The 25210-nt window shown below is 42.3% G+C and carries 14 protein-coding genes; 5 read left to right on the top strand and 9 right to left on the bottom strand.

What is annotated here, in order from left to right; translation table 11 throughout:
• Positions 1 to 169 precede the first annotated feature (169 nt).
• Positions 170 to 736, top strand: a complete 567-nt coding sequence (locus tag T497_RS0114960; RefSeq protein WP_028516309.1) for a sigma-70 family RNA polymerase sigma factor — start codon at positions 170 to 172, stop codon at positions 734 to 736.
• A gap of 12 nt (positions 737 to 748) precedes the next feature.
• Complete coding sequence (locus T497_RS0114955) at positions 749 to 1822, top strand: hypothetical protein (RefSeq protein WP_028516308.1); 1074 nt, start codon at positions 749 to 751, stop codon at positions 1820 to 1822.
• 289 nt (positions 1823 to 2111) lie between these two features.
• Here the strand turns inward: T497_RS0114955 and T497_RS0114950 are convergent, their stop codons facing one another.
• The 4 genes from T497_RS0114950 to T497_RS18890 form a co-directional block, all read right to left on the bottom strand.
• Positions 2112 to 4397 (bottom strand): hypothetical protein, encoded by a 2286-nt coding sequence (locus T497_RS0114950; protein WP_028516307.1) that lies wholly within the window; start codon positions 4395 to 4397, stop codon positions 2112 to 2114.
• A gap of 342 nt (positions 4398 to 4739) precedes the next feature.
• Complete coding sequence (locus T497_RS0114945; protein ID WP_028516306.1) at positions 4740 to 5945, bottom strand: hypothetical protein; 1206 nt, start codon at positions 5943 to 5945, stop codon at positions 4740 to 4742.
• 19 nt (positions 5946 to 5964) lie between these two features.
• Positions 5965 to 7317 carry a leucine-rich repeat domain-containing protein gene (locus T497_RS17835; protein ID WP_051530709.1) on the bottom strand — a complete coding sequence of 451 codons (1353 nt, stop codon included), beginning with the start codon at positions 7315 to 7317 and terminating at the stop codon, positions 5965 to 5967.
• A 390-nt stretch (positions 7318 to 7707) separates the two neighbouring features.
• Positions 7708 to 10284: a dockerin type I domain-containing protein gene (locus T497_RS18890; protein ID WP_080693407.1), complete on the bottom strand. Its 2577-nt coding sequence runs from the start codon at positions 10282 to 10284 to the stop codon at positions 7708 to 7710.
• A gap of 364 nt (positions 10285 to 10648) precedes the next feature.
• Between T497_RS18890 and T497_RS0114925 the strand changes: the two genes are divergently transcribed.
• Positions 10649 to 11161 carry a hypothetical protein gene (locus T497_RS0114925; RefSeq protein ID WP_196243054.1) on the top strand — a complete coding sequence of 171 codons (513 nt, stop codon included), beginning with the start codon at positions 10649 to 10651 and terminating at the stop codon, positions 11159 to 11161.
• Between the two features lie 54 nt (positions 11162 to 11215).
• Here the strand turns inward: T497_RS0114925 and T497_RS18885 are convergent, their stop codons facing one another.
• The gene (locus T497_RS18885) at positions 11216 to 13783 is read right to left on the bottom strand and encodes a dockerin type I repeat-containing protein (RefSeq protein ID WP_242840031.1); all 2568 of its coding nucleotides are present in this window, start codon (positions 13781 to 13783) and stop codon (positions 11216 to 11218) included.
• 537 nt (positions 13784 to 14320) lie between these two features.
• Between T497_RS18885 and T497_RS0114915 the strand changes: the two genes are divergently transcribed.
• Positions 14321 to 15181, top strand: a complete 861-nt coding sequence (locus T497_RS0114915; RefSeq protein WP_155266929.1) for a hypothetical protein — start codon at positions 14321 to 14323, stop codon at positions 15179 to 15181.
• A gap of 133 nt (positions 15182 to 15314) precedes the next feature.
• Here T497_RS0114915 and T497_RS0114910 read toward each other — a convergent pair whose 3' ends face one another.
• Complete coding sequence (locus T497_RS0114910) at positions 15315 to 16868, bottom strand: ABC-F family ATP-binding cassette domain-containing protein (RefSeq protein ID WP_028516301.1); 1554 nt, start codon at positions 16866 to 16868, stop codon at positions 15315 to 15317.
• A gap of 206 nt (positions 16869 to 17074) precedes the next feature.
• On the opposite strand from T497_RS0114910, the gene T497_RS0114905 reads away from it, so the two are divergent.
• Positions 17075 to 18613 carry a sodium/proline symporter gene (locus T497_RS0114905; RefSeq protein WP_028516300.1) on the top strand — a complete coding sequence of 513 codons (1539 nt, stop codon included), beginning with the start codon at positions 17075 to 17077 and terminating at the stop codon, positions 18611 to 18613.
• Positions 18614 to 18997: 384 nt separating this feature from the next.
• Here the strand turns inward: T497_RS0114905 and T497_RS0114895 are convergent, their stop codons facing one another.
• The 3 genes from T497_RS0114895 to metE form a co-directional block, all read right to left on the bottom strand.
• On the bottom strand, positions 18998 to 21706 hold the full coding sequence (locus tag T497_RS0114895; RefSeq protein ID WP_028516299.1) for a calcium-binding protein: 2709 nt from the start codon (positions 21704 to 21706) through the stop codon (positions 18998 to 19000).
• A 291-nt stretch (positions 21707 to 21997) separates the two neighbouring features.
• Positions 21998 to 22879, bottom strand: coding sequence for a methylenetetrahydrofolate reductase [NAD(P)H] (gene metF, locus T497_RS0114890; RefSeq protein WP_028516298.1), 882 nt, complete (start codon positions 22877 to 22879; stop codon positions 21998 to 22000).
• A complete protein-coding gene (gene metE, locus T497_RS0114885; RefSeq protein ID WP_028516297.1) occupies positions 22866 to 25139 on the bottom strand; it encodes a 5-methyltetrahydropteroyltriglutamate--homocysteine S-methyltransferase in 2274 nt (757 codons plus the stop codon). The genes metF and metE overlap by 14 nt, the downstream gene beginning before the upstream one ends.
• Positions 25140 to 25210 lie beyond the last annotated feature (71 nt).

Below are 25210 nucleotides of genomic sequence, written 5' to 3'. Positions count from 1 at the left end.
TTTGAAAAAATACATTTGTGATTATTTAAATGCTTTTTTTCTTTTCAAAACATTGAAAGTCCCCCAAAAATGTGATAAAATATTTTTTTAGAAAAAATGTCCTACTTGATATCACAAGTACGAGTGTATATAATGAAAGCGATTGCTGAACTGAATAGGAGGAATACATATGACAGATCAGGAGTTCAAGAAATACATGGAACGATCTCCGGAAGAGTGCATGAGAGTAGTTTTTGATGAATACTGCAATTATGTATACGTAATAGCTGCAACTAAACTAAAAAACTGCGGTACTACGGAAGATATAGAGGAATGTGTGAGTGATGTTTTTACTGAGGTATTCAAAAGGATAAATTATATTGGTGAGCGCAATGGCGACCTGAAAGGATTTATCGGAGTTATCGCCAAACGCAAAGCAATAGATATGTACAGAAAACTTAGTGTAAAAGCTGATAGAACCATATCAACCGATGATGAAGGATTCATAGAAATATCGTCCGGAGAAAACATAATAGAATCTACTGAGATGTCAGAACGTAATTCCATCTTACTTAATAAAATAAAAGAATTAGGTGAACCTGACACGACGATCATAATAAAGCAGTACTACTACAATATGACAGTAGCTGAAATAGGGAAAGCAATTTCAATGACATCAGCCGCAGTACAGAAACGAAGCGTTCGGGCAAGACAAAAGCTGAAAACGATGCTTTGTGAAGTCGGCATAAATTATTAAGGAGGGATATGTATGAATAAGAAAGACGAAATGTTCAATGAATTCGACATTGATCTTGAAACTGCAAACAGAATTGCGAAAGAGTACCCGTCCCTGTCAGATTCAGCCAGAGAGAGGATGTTTAATATGACTAAGGAAAAAATGAATATATCAAATTATACTGATGAGGGAAACAATAACAGCGTATATGGTGTGGAAAGATACAATCGTCCAAGATGGATAAAATTTGCAAGTATGGCAGCGACATTTGCTATAATCGCAGGTGGCATCGGTGGCGGAGGATATCTGCTCCGCAATATGAAGAAGCCGGTTCCGGCTGTAAGCTCATCATCAGAGACAGAAGTTACTACTACATCTTCTGTAACAACAAATGTTACCACAACTACAGCAGTTGCTGAGACAACTACAGCGACAACTGAGTCAAAGAGACTGACTCCTGAAGAGGCAGCGCATAAGCTTACAGATAGTTATTGGGATTATGAGTGCTTCTTTGATAGTGTTGCACATACAAAGGCTGATTATGATGCTGAAAGCTTAAAGTTCAATTACACTATGCAGTATGCTGGATATACACCTGATATTGAGCTAATATATTACAAAACTATTGATGAAAGACTTACAGAGAAAACTATGGACGGTCTGAAGAAGATATACAATACTTATTTCAGCAAAAACTACGATCCATTCTATTCTGTAAATGCTGAATATACCAATAACAATGAGTTATTCGGACCTTCATTTACAGCAGATACTCTTCCTGCTGACGGCAAATTGGATCGTGCATATACCTACATCATGTATGAGGGTGAATTATACCAGTATTGTCCGGGTAAAGGCTATTTTGGCGGTTATTATTGGACAGATGAGCAGATAGATATATCTGATATTACAGAAGGCTCCTTTACATTGAATAGAAAATTTAAAAATGATGGAAATGAGGTATATGAGCCATCAAAGGGCGAAGTAACATTCAGAATAGCATTCGATGAAGATGCTCAGGATTGGAGAATTGAGCAGAAAGATGTTGAATATGAATACCAAGATAATTCCACAACAACTGAGACTAATTCTACATCTATCGAATAAGCTGCACATAAGCTTACTGATGATTATTAATCAGGGCAATGGTGCTCGTCCGAATGAAGCGCCATTCAGCTTATAATACATAATAAGGAAGCCATTAATGACGATAATTATGAGTTCATTGACCTTGTAAAAGAATATAACGATGGACTGATATTATTCTTGAATACTTCAGATATGAAAACTCTTGCAAGCGCATATAGGAATTTCAAAAACCAGCTATTTTACAAGAAGAAAGACGAGAAAAATAAAAATAGGGGACGGTAAGTTTATCGTCCCCTTTGTTATTTAATCAATATTTGTCAAGAACCTGTCTTCTGAGCTCTATCATATCGAAATTATCAAATACTCCGTCATAATTGAGGTCGAAATTCTTGTTATTAAGATCGCATTCCTCGCCAAGGAGATATTTCTGGAAAAGACATATATCATCTGATGTGAACTTCTCCCTGTTAAGTCTCTCAACTATAATATCATTACGGACAAGCTCTATTTCTCCGCCGCCAATGCCGCATATATTAGCATTAAGAGCTACATTTGTGATAGGGCCTACTTCAAGTCCAGCATTTTTCCATGCTATAACAGCGTCAAGAAGATAGATAGTTCCTGATGCAATTGTATCATTAGGAGTCTTGGTTTTAGCTATACAATAATATTTCACATTCTTTTTGCCACCGGCAGTGACAACATGATCGTTATAGTACACATAGATATCGTATTCCCGATCGGTAAACTCCTCCGTACCGAGATACTTGGCTTCTTTTGGAACAGCATCATAATTCAGCACAGGATACATATAAAAATCTATGTATTCCTCGCCGTGCTCATCACACATTCGGCCCTCAGCACCTATGCTGTAATTGTTATCCGTGCTTATATTAGCCTTGAAATTCATATTGATAAAGTCGCCCTTATCATTGTCTATCTGCTCGTCCGCCATTTCAAAGTTCATGCTCTTTCCAAACTTGAAAATACTGTCATCATAATTCTGGAAACAGTCACCGACAATAGTTCCGTTCTTTTTGAGAGTACACTTTCCATTCTCTGTGCAGAATACCATGCTGCCGCCCTCAATAATAGGCTCGGCAGGAGCGTTTATCGATGTATTGTCAATCACTCTGTCATATACGTCATCTTTCTTTACAAGATCAAATTCAGCATTTTCAAGGTCAAATTCACCTGTTCCGGCACCAAATGATTCAGCAAACATTAATATTTCGCTTATCTTGTTTGTCTTTTCCAAATAGTTCTTTAGCCAAACATCGTAATGTTTCTTGAGATCAATATCGCCAACTGCTCCGTATGCCTCCTGTTCAAAGCTAACCTGTGATATGCACCATATCTGAGGTGCAGGCAAGCCCATACAGGACTCATAGTTAAATGTCCTTGAATAAATATCATACTTTATACCGTCTACCTCAACACAGTCAAGGTGTTTAACATCAGCCCTGTCATGACCGTCGTCTACAAAGTCCTTTGTATTGCTGAACTGAACAATATTTATGGTAGTTAAACTGTCACGGTCAAAGAGCTCAACTCCTACCGCATATTTATCCTTAGCCTTGACGGAAGCCTCATAGTGAACGTTCATCTTTTCATATTCATCAAAAGACACCGCCTTTTCGTCAAGAATACCTCTGAAAAACTCACTGTCCGAATTAGTTGAACTATTTTCATACACACAGTGAGCTGTTCCGTCATCAGAGACCGTCATTCCGTTGCGTAAGCCTTTATCCAACGACGAATAGGCGTAATACTGTCCATTAAGCCAGACAGGGTTGCGTGAGTCATAATGGTTCTCAACTTTTATACTCTCCTTGTGAGGAACATTGGCCAAAGTAACATCATTTACGAATATCTTTCCCTTTTCGCCTGTTCCGCGGACATAAAGCTTAGGTTGCTTACCTATTTCTATTTTAAAGCCATTATTCTTTAACTCGGCGTCTATCGCCTTAAAGTCTATCTTTTCGCTTATGCTGCCACCGTCAAGGCTCTCGCAGCGAACAATATATATGATTTCAACAGGAACATTCTCCTCCTCGGTGATAATTACGTAATAATCAGTGCCGTTTATGCTTATTTTTTTTGCATTATCGGTATCTGCACTGAAAGCATCCTCTGTATATGAGTCAAGAACTCTTATTTCTGCTGCTTTTTTATTCTCAGCATCGTAACATTCCACCACAGCTCCAATAGCATAGCTTTCTGTGCCTTTAAGGGCTGCCTCATATTTTACGAAGCAATCCTTGACATCGTCTATAGACTGTACCTTTCCCTCACCGACAAGGAACTCCGCATGTCTTGTACCATCCCAGTTACAAACGTAATAACCGCCCACAGAATTACGAACGATTGTTGCCTCGCCATCATCGTCATCAGCCTTCCATGCTATGAGGTCATTGCACGAATAAGGAGCCTTGAATTCCTCGTCATAATAAGTAAGACTCACCGCGGCACTGTTTGTCACCTCCGAAGATTCCGTCTCTCCCACAGCATTTACAGGAAAAACAGTCATAGCTGCCGCTGTTACAGCGCAGGCAGTCAAAGCTGACAAAAAAAGCTTTATTTTTTTGTACATTGTCACACCCTCCCTAAACATAAAAAACATATATATATTTATTATATCTACGCCAGAAAGTTTTTACAAGTCCTTTATTGCGGCATTCTGCAAAGGTATTATTATTTCTAGCAAAATGTATTACTGTTCTATCGCAATTATCGTAAAGTCGAAACGGAATAACACTAATTAGGTTGTGATTAATTCATTTATGTTATATTATATAATATTAATATTGATGGTAATAATGAATCTAAACGAACTTATAGTGGCGGTATTGTCGCTCTCTGCGGTTGCTACAACAAAAGCATCTGCGCCCACAGTTGCTGCGACACAAAAGGCAGTCTTGGTACTGAGTTGACTTTAAGTGATTTCGGATTCGTGCTTACGGGTAAGGCGGAATGCCTCTGTTCTACATTCAGGGTAATGTTCATAGAGTCCCAAAAACCGTGTTTCATCTACCGGAATGATGTTTATGTCGAACAGATTGTTTGTGTATGGGACGTAGTAGTCGTCCGGTATCATAATTTGCGTATCAAGGTCAGAGGAATCAATGTCGATTAGCAAGTCCTGTGTGCCATCGTCTTTTATGCCAATCAGTTCGCTGTATGTGTTAATGAAAAAACGGTACTCACCGCATCCTTTAAGAACACTAATTTTCGTTTTGTTCCAATTATCTCCAGCGGTGTATATCGTCTGTCCACAGCTACATGATTCAAGATCAAATTCAGAAACGACAGCTTCATTGATTGTATGTTTGTCCGGAGCATAACTCACTTTTTCCTGAAGCAGCACCGGCTTATCATCTCTGTCAAAGCAGAGGAGTTTATAGTTGTAATATGTGTCATCTTTGAGCAGATCCATTACGCCAGAAACTTCTGCTGTTTTTTTGTCAATCTGCAAGACGCTGCTGTCAGGCAGCGTCATATACAACACATCGCCCACACAGACAAAACTTTCATTGATTCGGTAATCAATTTGGTAATCCTGAAAATCATTTATCGGAATGGCAGATAGCAATGTTCCATCTTCAGCATAGTGGCTAAGAAGATATTTCTCTCCACGGGTAATTGACCATATCTCGCCTTTTCCGAGTGCAAACCATTGGTCAGCACGTGTGTAATCCCCCTGATTTTCGGGTGGATTGAGCAAAGATAATTCTATCATCTGCATATCCTCGCTGATGTACAGATAAGCCCTGCCCAGCCCCTTACCGTAGCAGACTATGCCTCTGAATCCGTCTGCTGAACGTTCTAATTTGTCAAAGCTTCTGATATCATCCGGCAGCTTGATCGATTCACATCGAACAATATTGGATAGAGGAGAAGTATCCTGCACAGTCGTTCCGGTATCTGCAAATGTTTGAGTGATGATGATATGTTCCGGTGTAGTCGTTTGAGTTTCTGTCGCTGTCTGTGTGCTGATGTTATCTTTTGTTGCAGGCTGTTGAGTTTCTGTCAACGTTTGTGTACTGGTGTCCTGTTCCGGTTCGGTAGTATGTTTCTGCTGACAGCCTGTGAGCAAGAGTGCTGCTGATATCATGGCAGCAAAGTAGTGTTTGTGTTTCAATTTCATTCTCCTTTATTATTCAGATCTTATGCTTTTTTCTGCTAATAACAAAAATCGCCGCTGCTGCAATGCCTATAACTGCAAAACCTGCTGCTCCTCTGTCTCCTGTTTTCGGAGAATTTGTCTTTGTTTTTGCTGTAGTTGTAGTAACAACAGGATCGAGAGCCGAGAATTTGATGTTGTTATCCTTAGCGTACCGTTCGGCTAAAGTTCCCTTATATCCGTAGATAGTAAGATTCGGGCTGCAATCGAGAAATACATCTTTTTCAATCGTATCTATGCCCTCAGTTGACTCTTTTATCTTAGGAATAGTGACCTTAGCCAGATTTGAGCAGCCCGTAAAGGCATTATTTGAAATGGATTCTACTCCCTCGGGAATAGCTACTTCGGTCAGACTTGTACAATTACTGAAAGCATATGAGCAGATTATCTTAATACTTTTCGCGAGCTTAACCGAATTCAGCGCTGTACAGCCATCGAAAGCAGCGTTCTGAATATTTTCGACACCCTCATTGATAGTAAGGGAAGTCAGACCTGTACAATCGGCAAACGCTGAAGCTCCTATCATCTTAACAGTACCTGGAATAGTTAACGAAGTAAGCCCCGTACAGCCTTTAAAAGCATATGAACCTATGTCCGCAACGCCCTCGGGAATAGTAACAGAGGTCATATTTGCGCAGTTCTCAAATGCATTAAAATTGATGACTCTGACACCCTCAGGTATATCTACCGATGTATTCTCGGGCATTGCGCCTTTATACTTATATAAAACGTGTGCTGCGATAACAAGTCCGTCAGGCTGATCGTCGTACCATTTTGTATTCTTGAAAGCATCACGCAGGATCATCTCGATATTTTCAGGAATATTTATAGTATCCAATTCAGTGCAGTTCTCAAAAGCGTTAAAGCCTATATAGCGAATGTTTTCAGGCAGAATAACAGACTTTAAATTAGTACAATCCTTGAATGTTTCATCATCTATATGCGGAACACTGTCGGGTATCGTTACGGAGGTCAGACCTGTACAGCCCTTAAATGCTCCGCCTGCTATTCTCGAAACGCTGTCCGGGATGGTTACCGAGGTCATTTCCGTACAGTCTCTGAACGCAGTGCCTGATATAGTCTCAACTTTTTTTCCGTTGATCTCAGACGGTATCTTCACCTCAGCGGCATTACCATTATACTTTGATATGATCACTTCGCCGCTGTCCGTGACTTTATAGTCAACAGACGAACTGTCATCGAGCGCATATGTACCCTCTTCAACAATGGTATATGCTGTTACCGCCGAACATTCAAGTGAATTAGCATTGAATACAATTAATGAGCCTGCAACTGTAATTGACGTAATTAATGATATTGCCTTTTTCATAGCTTTACTCCTTATCGTTTTTATTTGGTTTTATTCTTTAATACTTTCCTGAATTCTGCATTAATATCCAAAAATAGCAATTAGATACTGCGCAGTTATTCTTTTTCTTATTTGACGATATAAAAAGAGAAAACTACGCGCTTTTCATAATTACATACTGCATATTTCTACAAAAGCAACATAGAATGCATTAATCGCCCCCCGAAATTAAGCAAATATACCATATCGTTTTTTTAACATGCATTCATTCTGTCTTACTAAGCAAAATAAGTAACCAGAGACAGACATAAAGAAATAGGCTCAAAGAGCTAAGGAAAAATATGGTTTTATGCACCAGAAATAAAAAAGCAGGGGCAATTTGCCCCTGCAAATTCTTAAGTATATACGTTTTTATTGTATCTTGCTGCCGCCCCATTCAACAACGGTAAAGCCCTTTCTCTCAAAGGTCACAAGCTGCTGAGGCTCGATATCCACGGCTTCTTCAAGCGGAACATAAGCCATGAATACACGCAGTAAGCTGTCGGGGGCGGGAGTTATGTTCAGCTTTGCAGAATTTGTATACACATCACCTTGGAAAGATATGAGATTATACTTGTTATGCTCCATTAAAGGCAGCCAGTATACGATGAATTCGTTCATTTCGTCTTCTGTTAAGCCCATATATGCGAGCTTTTCTTTGAGGAAGCTCTCTGTATCACTGCCTGCAACACAGAAGCCTTTGGAAAAATCAAATCTTGTACGGCAGTTTGCTGCGTCCCAGAACAGATATCTGTGATTTGTACCGTCAGCTTTGTTCACGAGTTTTCCGTCGGGATAAGCTGTTACGTCCCAGCCGTTATTATACTTTGGGTATGTTGTTGAAAGCTCTGCTTCTGTCAGTTCAAGCTCCACATGAACATCTGTCGTTTCTTCGGGATAGAGATAAATTACAGGCTTATCAAGATACTCATCAAAATAAATCGTAACAGTCCTGTTATCATCTTCAATAGTCTTTATCCAGCCATACCTGCCTTTATATTCAGTAAACAGCCATTTATCATTATCTGTCTGATACCCCAGTTCATGAAGCCGTGTTCCATTCGGGATCAAAGTTATAGCTTGGTAGCTTTCATTCGGTCCGGAATATAGTTTAAGGTCATTTACCATAACGCGTAATGGCGAACCATTTGTAGTACGTTTATCAGGCTCAACATAGGTTGTTGAGCTGAGATATTTATCCAGAAGCTTTTCCAGTTTCACAAGTACATTGGTCATATCAGCTCTGGTTTCTTTTTCGTCTCCATTTTCATAAGAAAGAATCGTTTTGTAGTTGAATCCGTCTATTACCTTTTCGTGTGGAGTTTTGTTGTATTTGTCAATGATCCAATCATAATTCAGAGACATTATCTCGCTATAATCAGCTTCGGATATCTCAACGATCATCGGCTCGGTATCATCATAGCCCTTCTGATCATCATAAGAGAGAATGTACTTTCCATCATCTTTATAAACTTTCCATACTATGTGTACTCCTGCATATCCACCTGTTTTAGTAATGCTGAGTGAAACAGGTATATTGAGCGGCTGAATGAGAGCTTTCCTCATCAGACACAGGTCAAATACATTCAGCACATTGTCATTACAGAAGTCTGCTGCTTTCCAATTTATGAGCTTAACATCAGCTGAGCCGAGCAGCCATTTCTGCAGCAGTACCAAATCGGCAACATTGAATTCATCGTCATCGTTGATATCGCCTGTGGGTGTAAACTTCAGCTTGAATACAACGTCCGCAGAGCCGTTATCATACTTTTTAATAATAATATGATCATCAGGCACAACAGTTCCGTTGTAGTAACCTGCTGATTTACCATTAGTATCTTGCAGATAATATCCAACAGGCAGATTATGGATATCCAAGCCAAACGAGAAATTGTAACCGTCAAAGAAATTGCCTAAATCTACAACCGCAGGGTTAGTTCTGAATCCAACCGGAAACATATTACAGTTGATCTTGCCCTCAGGAGTATCTTTGCTGATATCTGTCCATATTCTTTGTATTGCCATCTCAGGAAGCGTAAGGAGTTCTCCGGTGTCATAATCAACAAGGGAAACTCGCATATTCCCCGAAAGAAGGATACTCTTTGCATCGTTTATAACTGCACAGTCAGCAACAAGAGATTTTTTGCCCTCATCATCACTTGCGTGCAATAACACGAAATCGTAGGATATCTTGTCATAACCGTCCTTGACTGCCTTGTATACGCAGACTTTATTGATCTCTCCGCCGTCAACAGGAACAGAAGATTCGGGGCTGCAATCGCTTACTGTTTCAAGCTCAAAGCACTCTTTTCCGGTATCATTCAGAACCCAGTCATAGGCAGTGCCTGCGTCATGAGAAAGGCAGAATACAACATAATTATCTTTTACTGATAAATTGGTATTGCTTTCTGCATATTTCCGATATTCCTCCTCACAGTCAGGCAGCCAGCTGTAGATATCAGTCTCTACGACCTGAGTTCCGATACTTGTAAAGGAGTATTCCTTCTGCAATTCCGCGTCGCAGCTGAATTGCACCTTGAAATCAGGCTTTGATGTCGACGCGTTTTTGTATGTCATTACTTCATAGGCAGTATCAGTATCTTCGTCTACAAAAGTATTATGATAGAATACTGTAACAAGACCGCCTGTGTTCTTAATGTCATATTTCTTTGTACTGTAAGAAGTCTCTTTAAATACAACACAAAGCAGATCGCTGTCATAAAACGGATAGCTGTCATTCTCATCGCCTATATGCACAACTCCATACTTATTGCGGAAGTTTACTGCATCATCAAAGCTTTGCGGGATCCAGTCAGGAAATGAAGATACATCAGCCGTTTCTTCTGAATAAGCATTCAGAGGTGTGAATACATTCAGCGTTCCTGCTGTAAAGGGAATAATTGCCGTTGAAGCTGCTATAAAAGCAGCTGTGAGTTTCTTTAAGATCATTATGTTCACCTGCCATTTTTCAGATTTGCAGCATATAACTGCTTAATCACATTATACAATGATATCTCACTGAATGCAAGAGATAATTGCATTTTAGTCTATATATGCATTAACGTATGAGGAAAGCAAAATGTGCGGCTTAAACCGTAAACTTTCTGTGAACACACAGCAGTATGTTTCAGCAATCGGAGAATACTGTTCGGAACAGGCTGAAGCTCATACTTAATAATCAACAGACCGTTTATTGATTTTTCCTATGTTCTTGATTGAAAACGAATAATGTTGTATAATTACCTACAGCAGCGGCGTAGATCAGGTAATCGACGGATATATGAGCTATGACGCTAAAAATGAGAAACTGTACATGAAAGGTGACGGACACCTTTTCTATCAGGAAAAAGAAAACACCATAGAGCTTATAATGAACGGTCATGATACGTCTGCTTTCAGGACTGTGGAAAAGGAAACAGGAAATACAGACCGTCTCGGATTATACAGATACAGCAACGGATATGCTTCTCCTCCGCCTGATAATTACATCTATCTGTGCAAGGGATTAGAGAAAGGTTTTACGCCGAAATTTCTTCATATTTATAATGAAAATAGTGATTCTAAATATGACATCAGAGAGTCAGACGGATTTATTGAATTATACCACCCAAAAGAGGACGGTTACTCGCGTATTGTTCTGACTGAAAAAGTACAGCTGATATCTTTAGAAAGCATTTGGGGAGAAGGAAAGAGTATATTCAGGCTTGATGACTATGTATTCGATTCGCCTGATTTCACTATGGAGGACGTTGAACAGATATATGAAAGCATAAAGGCAGAAGATGAAAAACAGATAGAAGAGATCAGAAAAAAGAATGAAAGCTGAAAAGAAATCCGCCCGTTAAAGGGCGGATTTTCGCTTTATTGTATGTGATAACTATTATTGTATCTTGCTGCCGCCCCATTCAACAACGGTAAAGCCTTTTCTCTCAAAGGTCTCAAGCTGCTGAGGCTCGATATTCACGGCTTCTTCAAGAGGAACATAAGCCATGAATACGCGGAGCAGACTATCAGGTGCAGGTGTGATGTCAAGCTTTGCGGAATCGGTATACGCATCGCCCTGGAAGGTAATGAGATTGTACTTATTATGCTCCATTAACGGCAGCCAGTATACTATGAACTCGTTCATTTCGTCTTCTTTCAGTCCCATATATGCGAGCTTTTCCTTGAGAAAACTCTCTGTATCACTGCCTGCAACACAGAAGCCTTTGGAAAAGTCGAATCTTGTACGGCAGTTTACTGCGTCCCAGAACAGATATCTGTGATGTGTACCGTCTGCCTTGTTCATGAGCTTTCCGTCGGGATACGCTGTAACGTCCCAGCCGCCATTATACTTGGGATAGGTTGTTGAGAGCTCTGCTTCCGTAAGTTCAAGCTCAACATGAACATCTGTCTCCTGCTGCGGATACAGATATATCACAGGCTTTTTCGCAGCTTGTTCAAAAAAGATCGTCGGAGTTTTGCCGTCCTCTTTAACCACTTTTATCCAGCCATAATGGCCGTTGTATTCCGTAAACAGCCATTCGTTGTTGCTTTTATGAACGCCCTTTTCGATCAGACGAGTATCCGCTGGAATGTATGCAACGGTGCTGTACCTCTCATCGGGACCTTGGTAAAGTTTAAGACCGTCTTTCAGAACAAAGAATGGAACACCGTACTCGAAGCTCTCATCAGGCTCAACATAAAAGGAATACTTATCCTTCAGATCTCTGAGTTTTGTCGTGATACCCGGCGTTCTGTCTGAAACCGTCTTTATCTTAGAACCGTCTGAATAGCCGAGTTCGAGCACAAACTCACATTCACTCCATCCGGGTCCGTCGTGATCTTTCATGTTCCGGATCATACTGTCATAATCCTGAGCCATTATCTCACGATATTCCTGCTCTGAGATCTGAATAACATCAGACTGTGGCTCCTGATCAAATGTCATATCCTGATAAGACAGAAAATATTTTTCGCCTTCACAGTACACTTTATATATGATCATTGCGCCTGCGACTCCGCCGGATTCCGTGACGCTGACCTCGACAGGCAGATCTATTGATTTAAGAAGTGCTTTTCTCATCAGACACAGGTCGAATACATTAAGAACATTGTCGTTGCAGAAGTCTGCCGCTTTCCAGTTATCAAGCTTAGCATCAGCTGAGCCAAGGAGCCACTTTTGCAGCATTACCACATCGGCAACATTGAATTCACCGTCATCGTTTACATCGCCTGTGGGAACGAATTTCAGCTTGAATACCACATCAGCAGAGCCGTTTTCATACTCTGTAACGTTAATATGATCGTGCAGAAAACCTCCTTTGGAATAAACTACAAAAGCTGTATCAGCAGGTGCAGCATATCCTTCAGGAATATCATTGCTGCCCAATTTGAATGCAAAATGATCCGCTTTGGAATAATTCCATAAATTATCAATAATCGTAGGATTTGTTTCTATTCTATAGATAGGACCTGTTGCCTTTTCACCTTCAGGTGTATAATATCTGATATCCGTCTCAATGGCTGCCATCGAATTTTCAGCGATTTTCAGCGGTTCTCCTGTATCATAGTCAACGAGGGTGACTCTCATATTACCGGAAAGCAGTATGTTCTGAGCATCATCGACTATCGCGCAGTCTGCGACCATAGTCTTTTCAACCTCTTCGGGAAGATATGGCTTTCCATAGTTCGCAGCATAATCATGCGATATCTTTGCCATACCGTCTTTTTTAGCTTGATATACAACTACTCTGTGCTGCTCTCCGCCGTCAAGAAGCTCAGGCGTTTCTTCATTGCAGTATTCTGTCATTACATAATCAATGACAGAGCGGTCATAATCGTTATCAGGAGTTGGATACCAGTCAAATGCCGTGCCCGCAGCTGAATCAAAACAGAACACTAAATAATTATCTTTTGCAAATATCTCACGGCCCGTTAGATAATAATTCCTGTACTCTTTAAAACAATCTGGCAGCCAGCTGTATATATCTGTCTCAACTGCATTAAGCGAGTCATCTATTGAGAAAGTGTATTTCTTTTCGCCATTTACGTTTACCCAGGTATCCAAAAAAGAGATCTCAAATTCACCCGGCATTATGGGCTTATAGACTATGACTTCATAATTGAAGTCACCGTCCTTTGAGGCGAAGATATCATGCCTCATACACTGTGTCATGCCTTTTGTAGTATTTACATCATAACGCAGTACACCCCGTGGTTCGCCTTCGGGTACTTTTTCTGCCTGTTCCTGAAACACAGCACAGATGAGCCCGTCCTCAATATGTATTGCTCCATAGGTATTTCTGAACTCCAGAGCAGAATCAAAATCAGACGGAAGCCAGTCCGGGGGTGGAGCTATACCATTTATTTCCTCTGCATACGAAATAGGTGCAGTAGCATTAAATGAAAGCGGCGTAATTGCGGTTGCAGCTGCTATTAGAGCGGCGGTCAGTTTTGTGAGCTTCATATCATTCACCTGCCATTCTTCAGATTTGCAGTATATGACTGCATGATATCATTGTATTTAGTCTATATATGCTTTAACGTTTGAGAAAGGCAAAATGTGCGGCTGAAATCGTAAACTTTTTATGAACTTATGAAGAAATCGTATTATTATATCTATTGATGAGGCTTTTTATAAAGCAGCAGATCAAAAGCTGCTATGAATCCTATTCGGGATTAATGCCCTGACAGCTTCGCTGACTATCCGCTCAACGCCCTTTGTCAGGTATTTCAGAAGTTCAGATTTTCGTTCTTATCCTCATCCAATCAATTCTTCAACAGCCTTGCGAACCTCTGCCATAGAAGAACTTTTCAGCATCGTCTCTAATTTAAATTTAATAGTATATAATCAATCGACTTTACGCATTTACTTGCTTTTGATTACATAATATGATATAATATCAACATTAACTGATGGACTAAAATTACAATATCAGATATAATTTCAAACGTACCGAAAGGAGAAAACATGTAAAAAGTAATTTTTGCGGCCATGTTATGTATGGCAATATTTACAGCTTGCAGTGATAATAACAGCTCGGAGTATCCGGAAAAAGGACAAGTTCAAACAACAGCTGTTACTTCTTCGACTACCGCTGCAACAACAACTACGACTGTAACAACTACAGCCGTTACTACTACAAAAGCATTTCATGCTGAGCATTCCGTAACGTTTACACCAAATGACCTTGACAAAATCCAATTAAAGGATGACTTTAAAATAGAAGAAGGGCGTAAAAGCTCTTATGGTGAAATGCGTGATGAATACCTCTCACAGTTGTTGAAAAACGGAAGCGAAATACCTGTGTACGTCGGTGACATAGCCGTGGATCATCAGATTAACTGCGTTTATGTTATCGGGATATACGATTGGTGTACTATAGAAGAACCATACTTCGGAGATGTTGCGGTATTCCGAATAGACGAGGCTTCCGGAGATATAACTCAGTGCTGCCGCAAAAAGTTAACAAATCCGGGACGGAAAAATGGTTTTGGGCTGTTTAATGTGCGCGGAAAGACCTTTATGGATTCAACCATGGGCTTATATCTGGTCGATGAAAAGAATAATGAGTTCATATCTCTCGAACCTGACTTCAATCCACAGGTCTGCTCCATTTATGTAAGCGATGAACGTGTAATCGTTCAGGTGCCCGTTATGAATGAAGGCAGCAGTACATATGACCTACGTACTACCGAGTTTGATTTTGAATCAAATACCATGAAGGAAATCAAGCTCAATGAGGAAGATACAAAGAACATGGAATACTTTAATGTATATGATTCGCAAAACATAAACGTTGAATACGAATTTGCAATCCCTGAAAACTATTACTCCAAAACGAAGATAAAAGTAGAATGGTAACCAAAATGATACAGCAGCAATTGTATTATATGTCTTAAAGACCGCATATCCGGAAAAATACCCATATAGAAATTTTGCTCCTGAACAGCATGAAAAAGTCTCACTGAAATTTGCAGTGAGACTTTTTTAATTATTATATTATCTTTGTGGACCATTCCTCGATATTCCAGATATTATCGGCAATATCCATATAGAACTCGGGTTCGTGGCTTACGATCAATACCGTGCCCTTGTAGTCCTTTATAGCCTTTTTCAGCGACTCCTTTGCGTCAACGTCAAGGTGATTGGTGGGCTCGTCGAGAACAAGGAGATTTACTTCCTTGAGCATTATTCTACAAATCCTGACCTTTGCGTTTTCACCGCCTGAGAGAACCCTCATCTGTGAGGTTATATGCTCCGTGGTAAGTCCGCACTGGGCGAGAGCGGCACGTACCTCTGCATTGGTCATTGAGGGATATTCCTCCCATATAACGTCCAGAGCGGTTTTGGAAGTGCTTTCCTCCTCCTGCTCGAAGTAGCCATACTCTACGAACTGATCGTGCTCCACATATCCCGATACAGGCGGTATTATTTTAAGCAGAGTTTTCAGCAGAGTGGACTTTCCTATGCCGTTTACACCACGTATCGCTATCTTCTGACCATTCTCCACCTTGACCGAGATAGGCTTGGTGAGCGGCTCGTCGTAGCCGAGAACCACGTTCTGACAATCTATGACGACACGCCCGGGAGTACGGGCTTTTCTGAATGAGAAGGTGGGCTTGGGCTTTTCACGCATAAGGGTTATCTTGTCCATTTTGTCCAGCTTTTTCTGGCGTGATTTAGCCATGTTCGTTGTAGCGACACGCGCCTTATTGCGGGCGATGAAGTCCTCAAGGTCAGCGATCTCCTTCTGCTGTTTTTCGTAAGCCTGTTCAAGCTGTTTCTTTTTCAGCTCGTACATTCTCACGAAGTTATCGTAATCTCCCGTATATCTTGTCATAACGGCATTCTCCACATGATATACCACGTTGATGACGCTGTTCATGAAAGGAACGTCATGTGATACAAGAATGAATGCGTTTTCGTAGTTTTGCAGGAAATTTGTCAGCCACCTGATATGATTCTCGTCGAGGAAGTTTGTGGGCTCGTCGAGAATGAGTATCATCGGATTTTCAAGGAGCACCTTGGCAAGAAGCACCTTTGCTCTCTGACCGCCAGAAAGCTCCGCAACGTCCCTGTCGAGACCTATCTCGTTGAGTCCGAGACCGTTGGCATATTCGGATATCTTAGCGTCTATGGTATAGAAGCCGCTGTAGTCGAGAATGCTCTGTATTTCGCCTACTTCCTCCATAAGAGCGTTCATTTCCTCGTCGGAGCAGTCCGACATCTTCTCATAGAGCCCCAGCATTTCGGTTTCAAGGTTGGAAAGGTGGTCGAAGGCTTCACGGAGCACATCGCGTATAGTTTTTCCCTTTGCAAGGGTACTGTACTGGTCGAGATAGCCTGTGGTAATGTGCCTGCACCACTCTATCCTGCCTTCGTCTGGCTGTAATTTGCCCATGATTATATTCAGGAACGTGGACTTTCCCTCGCCGTTGGCTCCCACAAGTCCTACGTGTTCGCCCTTCAGCAGGCGGAATGAGGCGTCATTGAGTATCTGTCTCGCTCCGAAGCCGTGGGTAACGTGTTCAACATTAAGTATGCTCATATTATTCTCCTTTTTCTCAGTCATGCAATCCATTATAACACAAATGCAGGTCTGTGTAAAGTGTATTTTTCAAGGCTGTCCTGACCTGTATCGGAATGCTGTGCATATAAATTGCGGCAACAGCTGTTTTTTTGTTGACTTATTACGAAATATGGGATATAATTAAAGTACTTTTTACATTATTCTATTATATAAAGGAGTAAGACATGAACACTACTGACATTATCATCATCGGGACGATAATTGCCTATCTCATTGTCATGGTCGGTGTAGGCTTTATCTTCTCAAAGAAAAACGAAAACGTCGGAGATTTCTATCTTGGCGGACGTAAGCTGGGACCTCTGGTCACAGCTATGAGCGCAGAGGCTTCCGACATGAGCAGCTGGCTCCTCATGGGCCTTCCGGGAGTTGCTTATCTCACAGGCGGTGCAGAAGCAGGCTGGACAGCTATCGGACTTGCTATCGGCACCTATCTCAACTGGCTCTTTGTGGCTAAGCGCCTGAGAGTCTATAGTCAGCAATGCGGTGCTATAACCATTCCCGATTTCTTCTCTCAGCGTTACAAGGACAAAAGCAGGATACTTATGGGAGTTTCGGCACTCATAATCCTCATATTCTTCGTTCCGTATACTGCTTCGGGATTTTCAGCCTGCGGAAAGCTTTTCAGCTCCCTTTTCGGCTGGGATTACCACCTTGCAATGATAATCAGTGCGGTCATTATCATTTCATATACCTGTACAGGCGGATTCCTTGCAGCAAGTACAACTGACCTTATCCAGAGTATAGTTATGACAGTTGCACTCATAAGCATAGTTATCTTCGGAGTAAATGCAGCAGGCGGTTTCAGCAATGTATTGGACAATGCAGACTCTATGGCAGGCTATTTCTCCCTCAGCCACATATTCAATCCCGAAACAGAAGCTGCTGACAAGTACACCGGACTTACCATAGCTTCAACACTTGCATGGGGACTCGGCTACTTCGGTATGCCTCATATACTCCTCCGATTCATGGCTATCGAGAACAAGAACAAAATAAAGACCTCAAGAAGAATAGCTTCCATATGGGTAGTTATCTCAATGGGTATCGCAATAATAATCGGCTTCATCGGAAATGCACTTTCCAAGAGCGGAAAGCTGGAGATGCTTGACGGCAGCAACTCGGAAAAGGTAGTCATAAAGATAGCTCAGTATATGAGCGAGCATCACGCAGGTCTTGCAGTTATCGCAGGACTCGTATTTGCAGGTATCCTTGCTTGTACAATGTCGACCTCGGATTCACAGCTTCTTGCAGCTTCATCTTCTATGTCCGAGAATATCCTCAAGGGTGTATTCAATGTTAAAATGAGCGACAAGATATCCATGTTGGTTGCGAGAATAGTGCTCCTCGTTATAGCAGCCTGCGGAATAATTCTTGCATGGGATCAGGACAGCTCGGTATTCAGAGTCGTATCCTTCGCGTGGGCAGGCTTCGGAGCTACATTCGGACCTGTAATGCTGACAGCTCTCTTCTGGAAGCGTTCAAATAAGTGGGGCGCTATGGCAGGACTTATCGTAGGTGCGGTAATGGTATTCGTATGGAAATTTGTAATTGCTCCTATGGGCGGAGTGCTTGCTATATATGAGCTCCTCCCCGCATTCCTCTGCGCATTTGCCGCTATCATACTGGTTTCGCTTGTTACGGGCTCTCCCGACAATGAAGTTAAGATCGAATATGATTCGGTAAAGCGTGAACTCAGCAAGTAATATCAAATGCCTCCGTATATTGTCTTTCGGCAGTATACGGAGGCATTCTTATTCTGTTTCTTAAACGAAAGGGGTGAGATCACGGTTGCAGCTGAGATCAGAGCAGCGGTCAGTCTTGTGAGCTTCATATCATTCACCTGCCATTCTTCAGATTTGCAGCATATAACTGCTTGATCACATTATACGACGATATTTCGCTGGATGAGAGAGATAATCGCACTTTAGTCTATATATGCTTTAATGTTTGCGGAAGGCGAAATGTGCGGCTGAGATCGTAAGCTTTTTGTGAAAACAGGCTTTGCCTTGGGGATATGTGTAATGAACTCATAATAAATTTACAGGCAGCCGTTGGCTGCCTGTAAATCTTTGTTTATCTTTTTCTGCTTAAAAAAGCTCCGAAGCAGGCTTTGCAGCATTCTTGAATTCATCGAATGTCAGCTTGCTGCCGTCTGCAAATTCCACTTCATTTATACCGATGACCTGTACATAGCTGTCAAGGCCTCCGATATAGAAACGGGTATATTTCTGACCATCGTAAACAGAAGATTCGGTATAGATGTCATCTATAGATATACCATTGCCAAACTGCAAGGTGTTATATCCGTTGCCCCATAAAGTGCTGTCATTAATAGTGTCACAACCATCGCCTAAATTATAAATATAGCGGTCATCACCCTGTCTGCCTTTGATATAGTCATTTCCCATGCCACAGAATACGGTATCATTATCGCCTGTATCATTTATAGTATCGTCGCCGTCAGTACCGCGGATATACTTGACAAAGTTATCCTGCAAATACTGCTGATCCCAGACCGTTCCATCATCAAAGTAAATCGCCTTCATAGGCAGATTATAGTCAAAGAATCCCATAACATTGCCTGATATGGAAACAGATTCGCCTGTTTTATTAATGTGGAGAATATAGGTATAATTATCAACTGAACGCTCGATAGTTACTTCGTCAGGATTAATGCCCTCGCCCAATAAAAGTATATTATTGCCGCCTTGATTTCCAAGGTCAATGAGGTCATTTCCGTCGCCGAGATCGTATAAGAATATGTCGTCGCCGTCTCCGCCACGCATGATGTCGTCGCCTTCGCCGCCCCAGATCATGTCATTTCCCTTTGCGCCTGTGAGCACGTCGTTGCCTCCAAAACCGAAAAGAATAGAATCAGGAACGTAATCCTTACGGAATTCTGCGTCAGTGTCAACTACAGCTGTAAGGACATCATCACCGTTTGAACCATAGTGGTAGCGTGTGCGCTCAAGCAGGTCAAGACGATCCCATGTAGTTCCGTTAGCAAAGTGTATCTCCTCGATAGGGAATACAGGTGTAAGGCCCGAATACATATTTCCGGGGATTGTAATAGTATCTCCTGTTCTCATGATATGGAGATTATACTCGTAATAGTTGTCAGAGAATGATACCTGTACCTGCTCAGGAAGGATACCCTCTCCGAGCCAGAGAACGTCTTTGCCGCTTGAAGGGTAAGTGAATCTTCCTGTTGTATCGTCGATGTAGTCGTTACCGTCGCCCAGCTCGTAGTAAATGATATCGCTGCCGCTGCCGCTGCCGCTCTTGATAATATCGTCGCCCTTGCCGCCCCATATGAAGTCGTTGCCGTCACTGAGTATTATAGTATCATTGCCGTCCATTCCATAAGCGTAATTATTTCCTACCTGAGTAAAAAGCAGTCCGAAGCAGCTATCTGCAAGTGTGATAGTATCGTCACCGTCGCCGCCAAACAGATAATCGTCGCTCTTGTTTCCGTAAATGGTATCGTTACCGCCCATACCCCAGATATAGTTTGTCTCGGGATAGCCCTCGATAGTATCATCTTCCTCTGTGCCTACAACCGAGTTTGTTATATAGCAGACATCATCGTAGGTCATAACAGAGCCGTCCTTGAATCGGATATTCTCGATACGCTTTGCAGGATCAGAGAAATACTTGCTGCAAATGATATAGACCTCATTATTGATATCGTTGATGAACAGATCTTTACCAATGCGCAGGAATTCCAGAGAATCCTTATCGGTATCGAAATCAAGGAACAGTGTATCGTTTCCTGCTTCGCCGTTGCCTTTTTCATTAATTATTGCGTATATAGGCTCATCAGTATCGATAATATGATAAGTGTCATCGCCTGAAGTCAGGTCATAGAAAAGATGCGGAAGCGAATCCAGCCATGCCTTCAATTCTTCAATTGAAGGATTTGAGGATAAAGGAAGCACCTCCTGTGGTCCTTTTCCAGGATCATAGGGTATCATTACCTCCTCAGGCTCAACATTCCATAGTCCCATTTCTGTCATTTCATGGACTATATAATCAATTTCACGGTTTTGCTCGTTCTGTGCCAAAATCGCGTTTTTCAGCGGGCCTGTAAGTGTTGTAAACTCCAGCTTATCAATATCCCAGTCGACCTTATAAGGTTCTGTGTAATAAAGCTCAAGCTGGAACTGAGCACTTTCGTCTACTGCACCGCCCTGGAAAGGTACTCCCGATACAACAAGAATAGCTCCGTCTATGTAATACAATGCGAAATTTCCACTGCTGACCATTTCTTCAAATCTGTCGGGAGGCATTACATCACGGACTGCCTTGACGACATCAGGAGAAATAAAGCTGCCGTCCATATGTGTTACTTCAAGACCTCTGTAGTCATCATATGGTGAGGTAGTAGTTGTTGTAACTGTTGTGACCGGTGATGCCTGAGTTGTAGTTACAGCAGGCTCAGCTTCTGTACCGTTAGTCTTTGCTGCTTCAGCTGCCTCTTCCTCTTTTTCCTTTCTGGACATTTCAGCCCAGCACTCAAGGAAGTATTCCTTCAGAGACTGATTTGCGTCCAGTTCCTTGAGGTAGCGCTCATTGAAATCAGCAATATAGGCGTTCCAGCGAGCGATAGTTTCTTCCTGTGAAAAAGCCTTGACTTCATTACGGTGTTCAAGCTCGCGCTCATAGACTGCAATTCCGTCAGCAACGCGTTCTTCGGTTGTTGGAGCAGTATTAGTCGTATCATCGGCAAATGCTGTGAGTGCAGTTGATGAAGCTATAAGGCTCATGGCTGCAACGAGTGAAAATAGTTTCTTCATGGTTTTCATTCCTTTCTGCTGTTTTGTACAGCGATCATCAGTGTGTTTTACTATACGTATAGTTCAGTTCGATTTCTCCAAATCATAATAATATTAGCATATATTCAATCATTTGTCAATAGAGATAATATTTTTTAAACTTCTGCAATCATTTTGTTACATTATTATTACCGAAATGAAATAATCTTTTAAGGCATTAATAACGATCCTGAAAAGATAAGAGTCGGTGCAATTGCACCGACTCATTAATCTGACATGATTCAAAAATAGATTTTTTCGCTATTGAATCGCTTATGCTAAAGCGCATGAACTTACGGATATAAGGCTTTCTACAGCTGAGAATATCTTATGCGCAACATATGGGTTGTTCATTGTATAAAGGTGGATACCGTCAACACCCTCGGCGATGAGGTCTGTTATCTGATCTATGGCATAGGCAATGCCTGCGTCCCGAAGAGCTGTTTCGTTGTGCTCGTACTTTTCGAGGACTCGGACGAATTTCTTGGGCAGCTGTACTCCGCAGAGCTTCACCATGCGCTCTATCTGGCGCTTGTTGGTCACAGGCATGATACCTGCTTCTATCGGAATATCAACGCCTGCGATACGAGCCTTTTCGCTGAAATCCATGAAGTACTTATTATCAAGGAAAAGCTGTGTTATCAGGTGGTCGGCACCGCAGTCCACCTTATGGCGAAGCCATTTCAGGTCGTCAACTGCGCTGACGCTCTCGGGGTGTACCTCGGGATAGCAGGCAGCTATGATATTGAAGTCGTAACGCTCCTTTATAAATGAGATAAGGTCGCTGGCATGGCGGAAATCTCCTGTTGCCGGCAAATCCCCTCTCCTGTCGCCGCGAAGTGCAAGAACATTCTCTATGCCGTGTGCCTGCAAACTGTCGAGTATCTCCACAGCCTGAGCTTTTGTCAAGTCAATACAGGGCAGGTGCGCAACGCTCTCCACGCCATAGCGTTCCTTTATGTCGGAGGCTATCTGTATGGTCTTGCAGCCGTTCTGACCGCCCCCTGCGCCGTAGGTGACGCTGATGAAATCGGGAGATATGCCCGAAAGCTCATTAAGTGTATCGTATATGACGCTCTCATCAGTGTCGGGCTTCGGCGGAAAGACCTCCAGCGAAAACACGGTTTTGTGTTCAAATAATTCAGCAGTTTTCATTTCGCACCTCTCTTGCCGCATTTACCAGATTTTTAAGGCTTGGGACAGTCTCCTCGTTTCCTCTGGTTTTAAGTCCGCAGTCGGGATTTACCCAGAGCTTTTCGACAGGGATACGCTCCAGCATTTTGCCGATAGCAGCCTTTATCTCCTCCTTTGAGGGAACTCTCGGGGAGTGGATATCGTAAACTCCCGGACCAACCTCTGTGCGGAAGTTATTTTCTTTGAGCACATCGAGAATGGTAAGGTCGGAGCGTGAAGCCTCAAATGTGATGACGTCTGCGTCCATGTCGTCGATATCTTTGATTATATCGGCAAATTCACTGTAACACATATGTGTGTGTATCTGAGTTTCGGGCTTTACGCCGCTGTGAACGTATCTGAATGCAGGTATCGCCCAGTCGAGATAGTCCTCGCGCCAGTCAGCCCTGCGGAGAGGGAGCTTCTCACGGAGAGCCGCTTCGTCTACCTGAATAATGCTTATACCGTTAGCTTCAAGGTCAAGCACCTCCTCGCGGATAGCAAGAGCAATCTGCAAAGCGCTCTCTCTGAGGGAGATATCTTCTCTGGGGAATGACCAGTTGAGTATAGTTACAGGACCTGTGAGCATACCCTTCATTGGCTTGTCAGTGAGGCTCTGAGCGTACACCGACCACCTTACTGTCATCGGCTTTGCACGGGATATATCGCCCCATACTACAGGGGGCTTTACGCAGCGTGTACCGTAGGATTGAACCCATGCCTTTTCGGTAAAGAGATAGCCGTCAAGGCACTCGCCGAAATACTCTACCATGTCGTTGCGCTCAAATTCGCCGTGAACAAGGACGTCCAGACCTATCTCCTCCTGCAATGCGATACACTCGGCGGTCTTTTTCTCAATGAAGAACTCGTAGTCGCTGTCGGAGAGCTCGCCCTTGCGGTGTGCGTTGCGGGCAGATTTTATCTCGGCGGTCTGCGGGAATGAACCAATTGTTGTAGTGGGCAGCAGCGGCAGCTTAAAGCGTCCTTTCTGTATGCGCTCGCGCTCTGCAAACTCGGGAAGTCTCACGAAATCCTTTTCGGTAAGGGCTGCCACCTTTTTTCTGACAGTTTCGTTGCCTGTAGTTCTGGGCTCGCTGTGAAGCTCTGCATTTCTGTGGTATTCTTCGGTTTCAGCATAGTTCTCAGCAGAGGTTATTTTTTTCAGCTCTGCAAGCTCTGTAAGCTTTTCCTCGGCGTATGCGAAATGCTTCTTGTACTTATTATCAAGCTTTGTCTCGTTTGCAAGGGTGCACGGAACATGAAGCAGCGAGCATGAGGTGCTGATAACGATATTGCTTGTATGCTTCGCAAGCTCGGAAAGAGTTGACAGCGTGGAAGCATAATTATTGCGCCAGATGTTTTTGCCGTTCACAACGCCTGCAAAGAGAGTTTTCCCCTGTGGGAAGCCGTTTTTCTGTACAAGTTCAAGAGACTTCTTACCCTCGGTGAAATCAAGACCGATACCGTCGAAATCAAGTCCGCACAGCTCATTACAGCAGTCGCGGACATCGCCGAAATAGGTCTGTGCGAGAACTTTTACCGCCCCCTTGCTTTTGAGGATATTCTCGTAAAGCGATACGAAAAGCTGTATATCCTCGGCAGTCATATCCATTACAAGTGAGGGCTCGTCAAACTGAACCCATTCTGCGCCGAGAGCATTGAACTTTTTCAGCAGCTCCGAATATGCTGCGGCAGTCTGCTCCGCAAAATCAGCAGCCTTTTTGCTGCCCTTGTAACGCGCAAGCTTCAGAAATGTGTAAGCTCCGATGATGACGGGCTTGGTCTTTACGCCATTTTCAAGAGCTTCGCTGAAAAGCTCAAACGGCTTTGTGCCGACAAGCTTTATAACGGTGCTGTCATCAATTTCGGGGACCATGTAGTGATAATTTGTATTGAACCACTTCTTCATGGCAAGAGCCTTAACGTCGCCCTTTTCGCCCTGATATCCTCTTGCAGCCGCAAAGTATGTATCAAGCTTTGAAAGTCCCAGAGATATGTATCTTTCGGGAACTGCATTCAGCAGAAAAGCCGTGTCGAGGACTCCGTCATAGAATGAGAAGTCATTGGACGGGATAAAGTCAAGTCCGCTGTTTTTCTGTAAGGATAAATTATATGAGCGGATATCCTTTGCTGCTTTTTCAAGGTCTGCGGCATTTATCTCGCCGCGGAAGTACATCTCGCTTGCAAATTTGAGTTCACGTAAATTGCCTATTCTTGGGTATCCGATAATTGATGTCTGCATTTCCTATTCCTCCGATATGTTTATTGCTTTCTCATTATATCACATCGGTCAGAAATGTGTTAATATCAAAA

Origin of the sequence: Ruminococcus flavefaciens MA2007, assembly GCF_000621845.1 — a bacterium.
In the GTDB taxonomy this organism is placed as follows: domain Bacteria; phylum Bacillota; class Clostridia; order Oscillospirales; family Ruminococcaceae; genus Ruminococcus; species Ruminococcus flavefaciens_E.
Note: the sequence above shows the minus strand (reverse complement) of the source record. Positions and strands in the feature narration are given on the sequence as shown.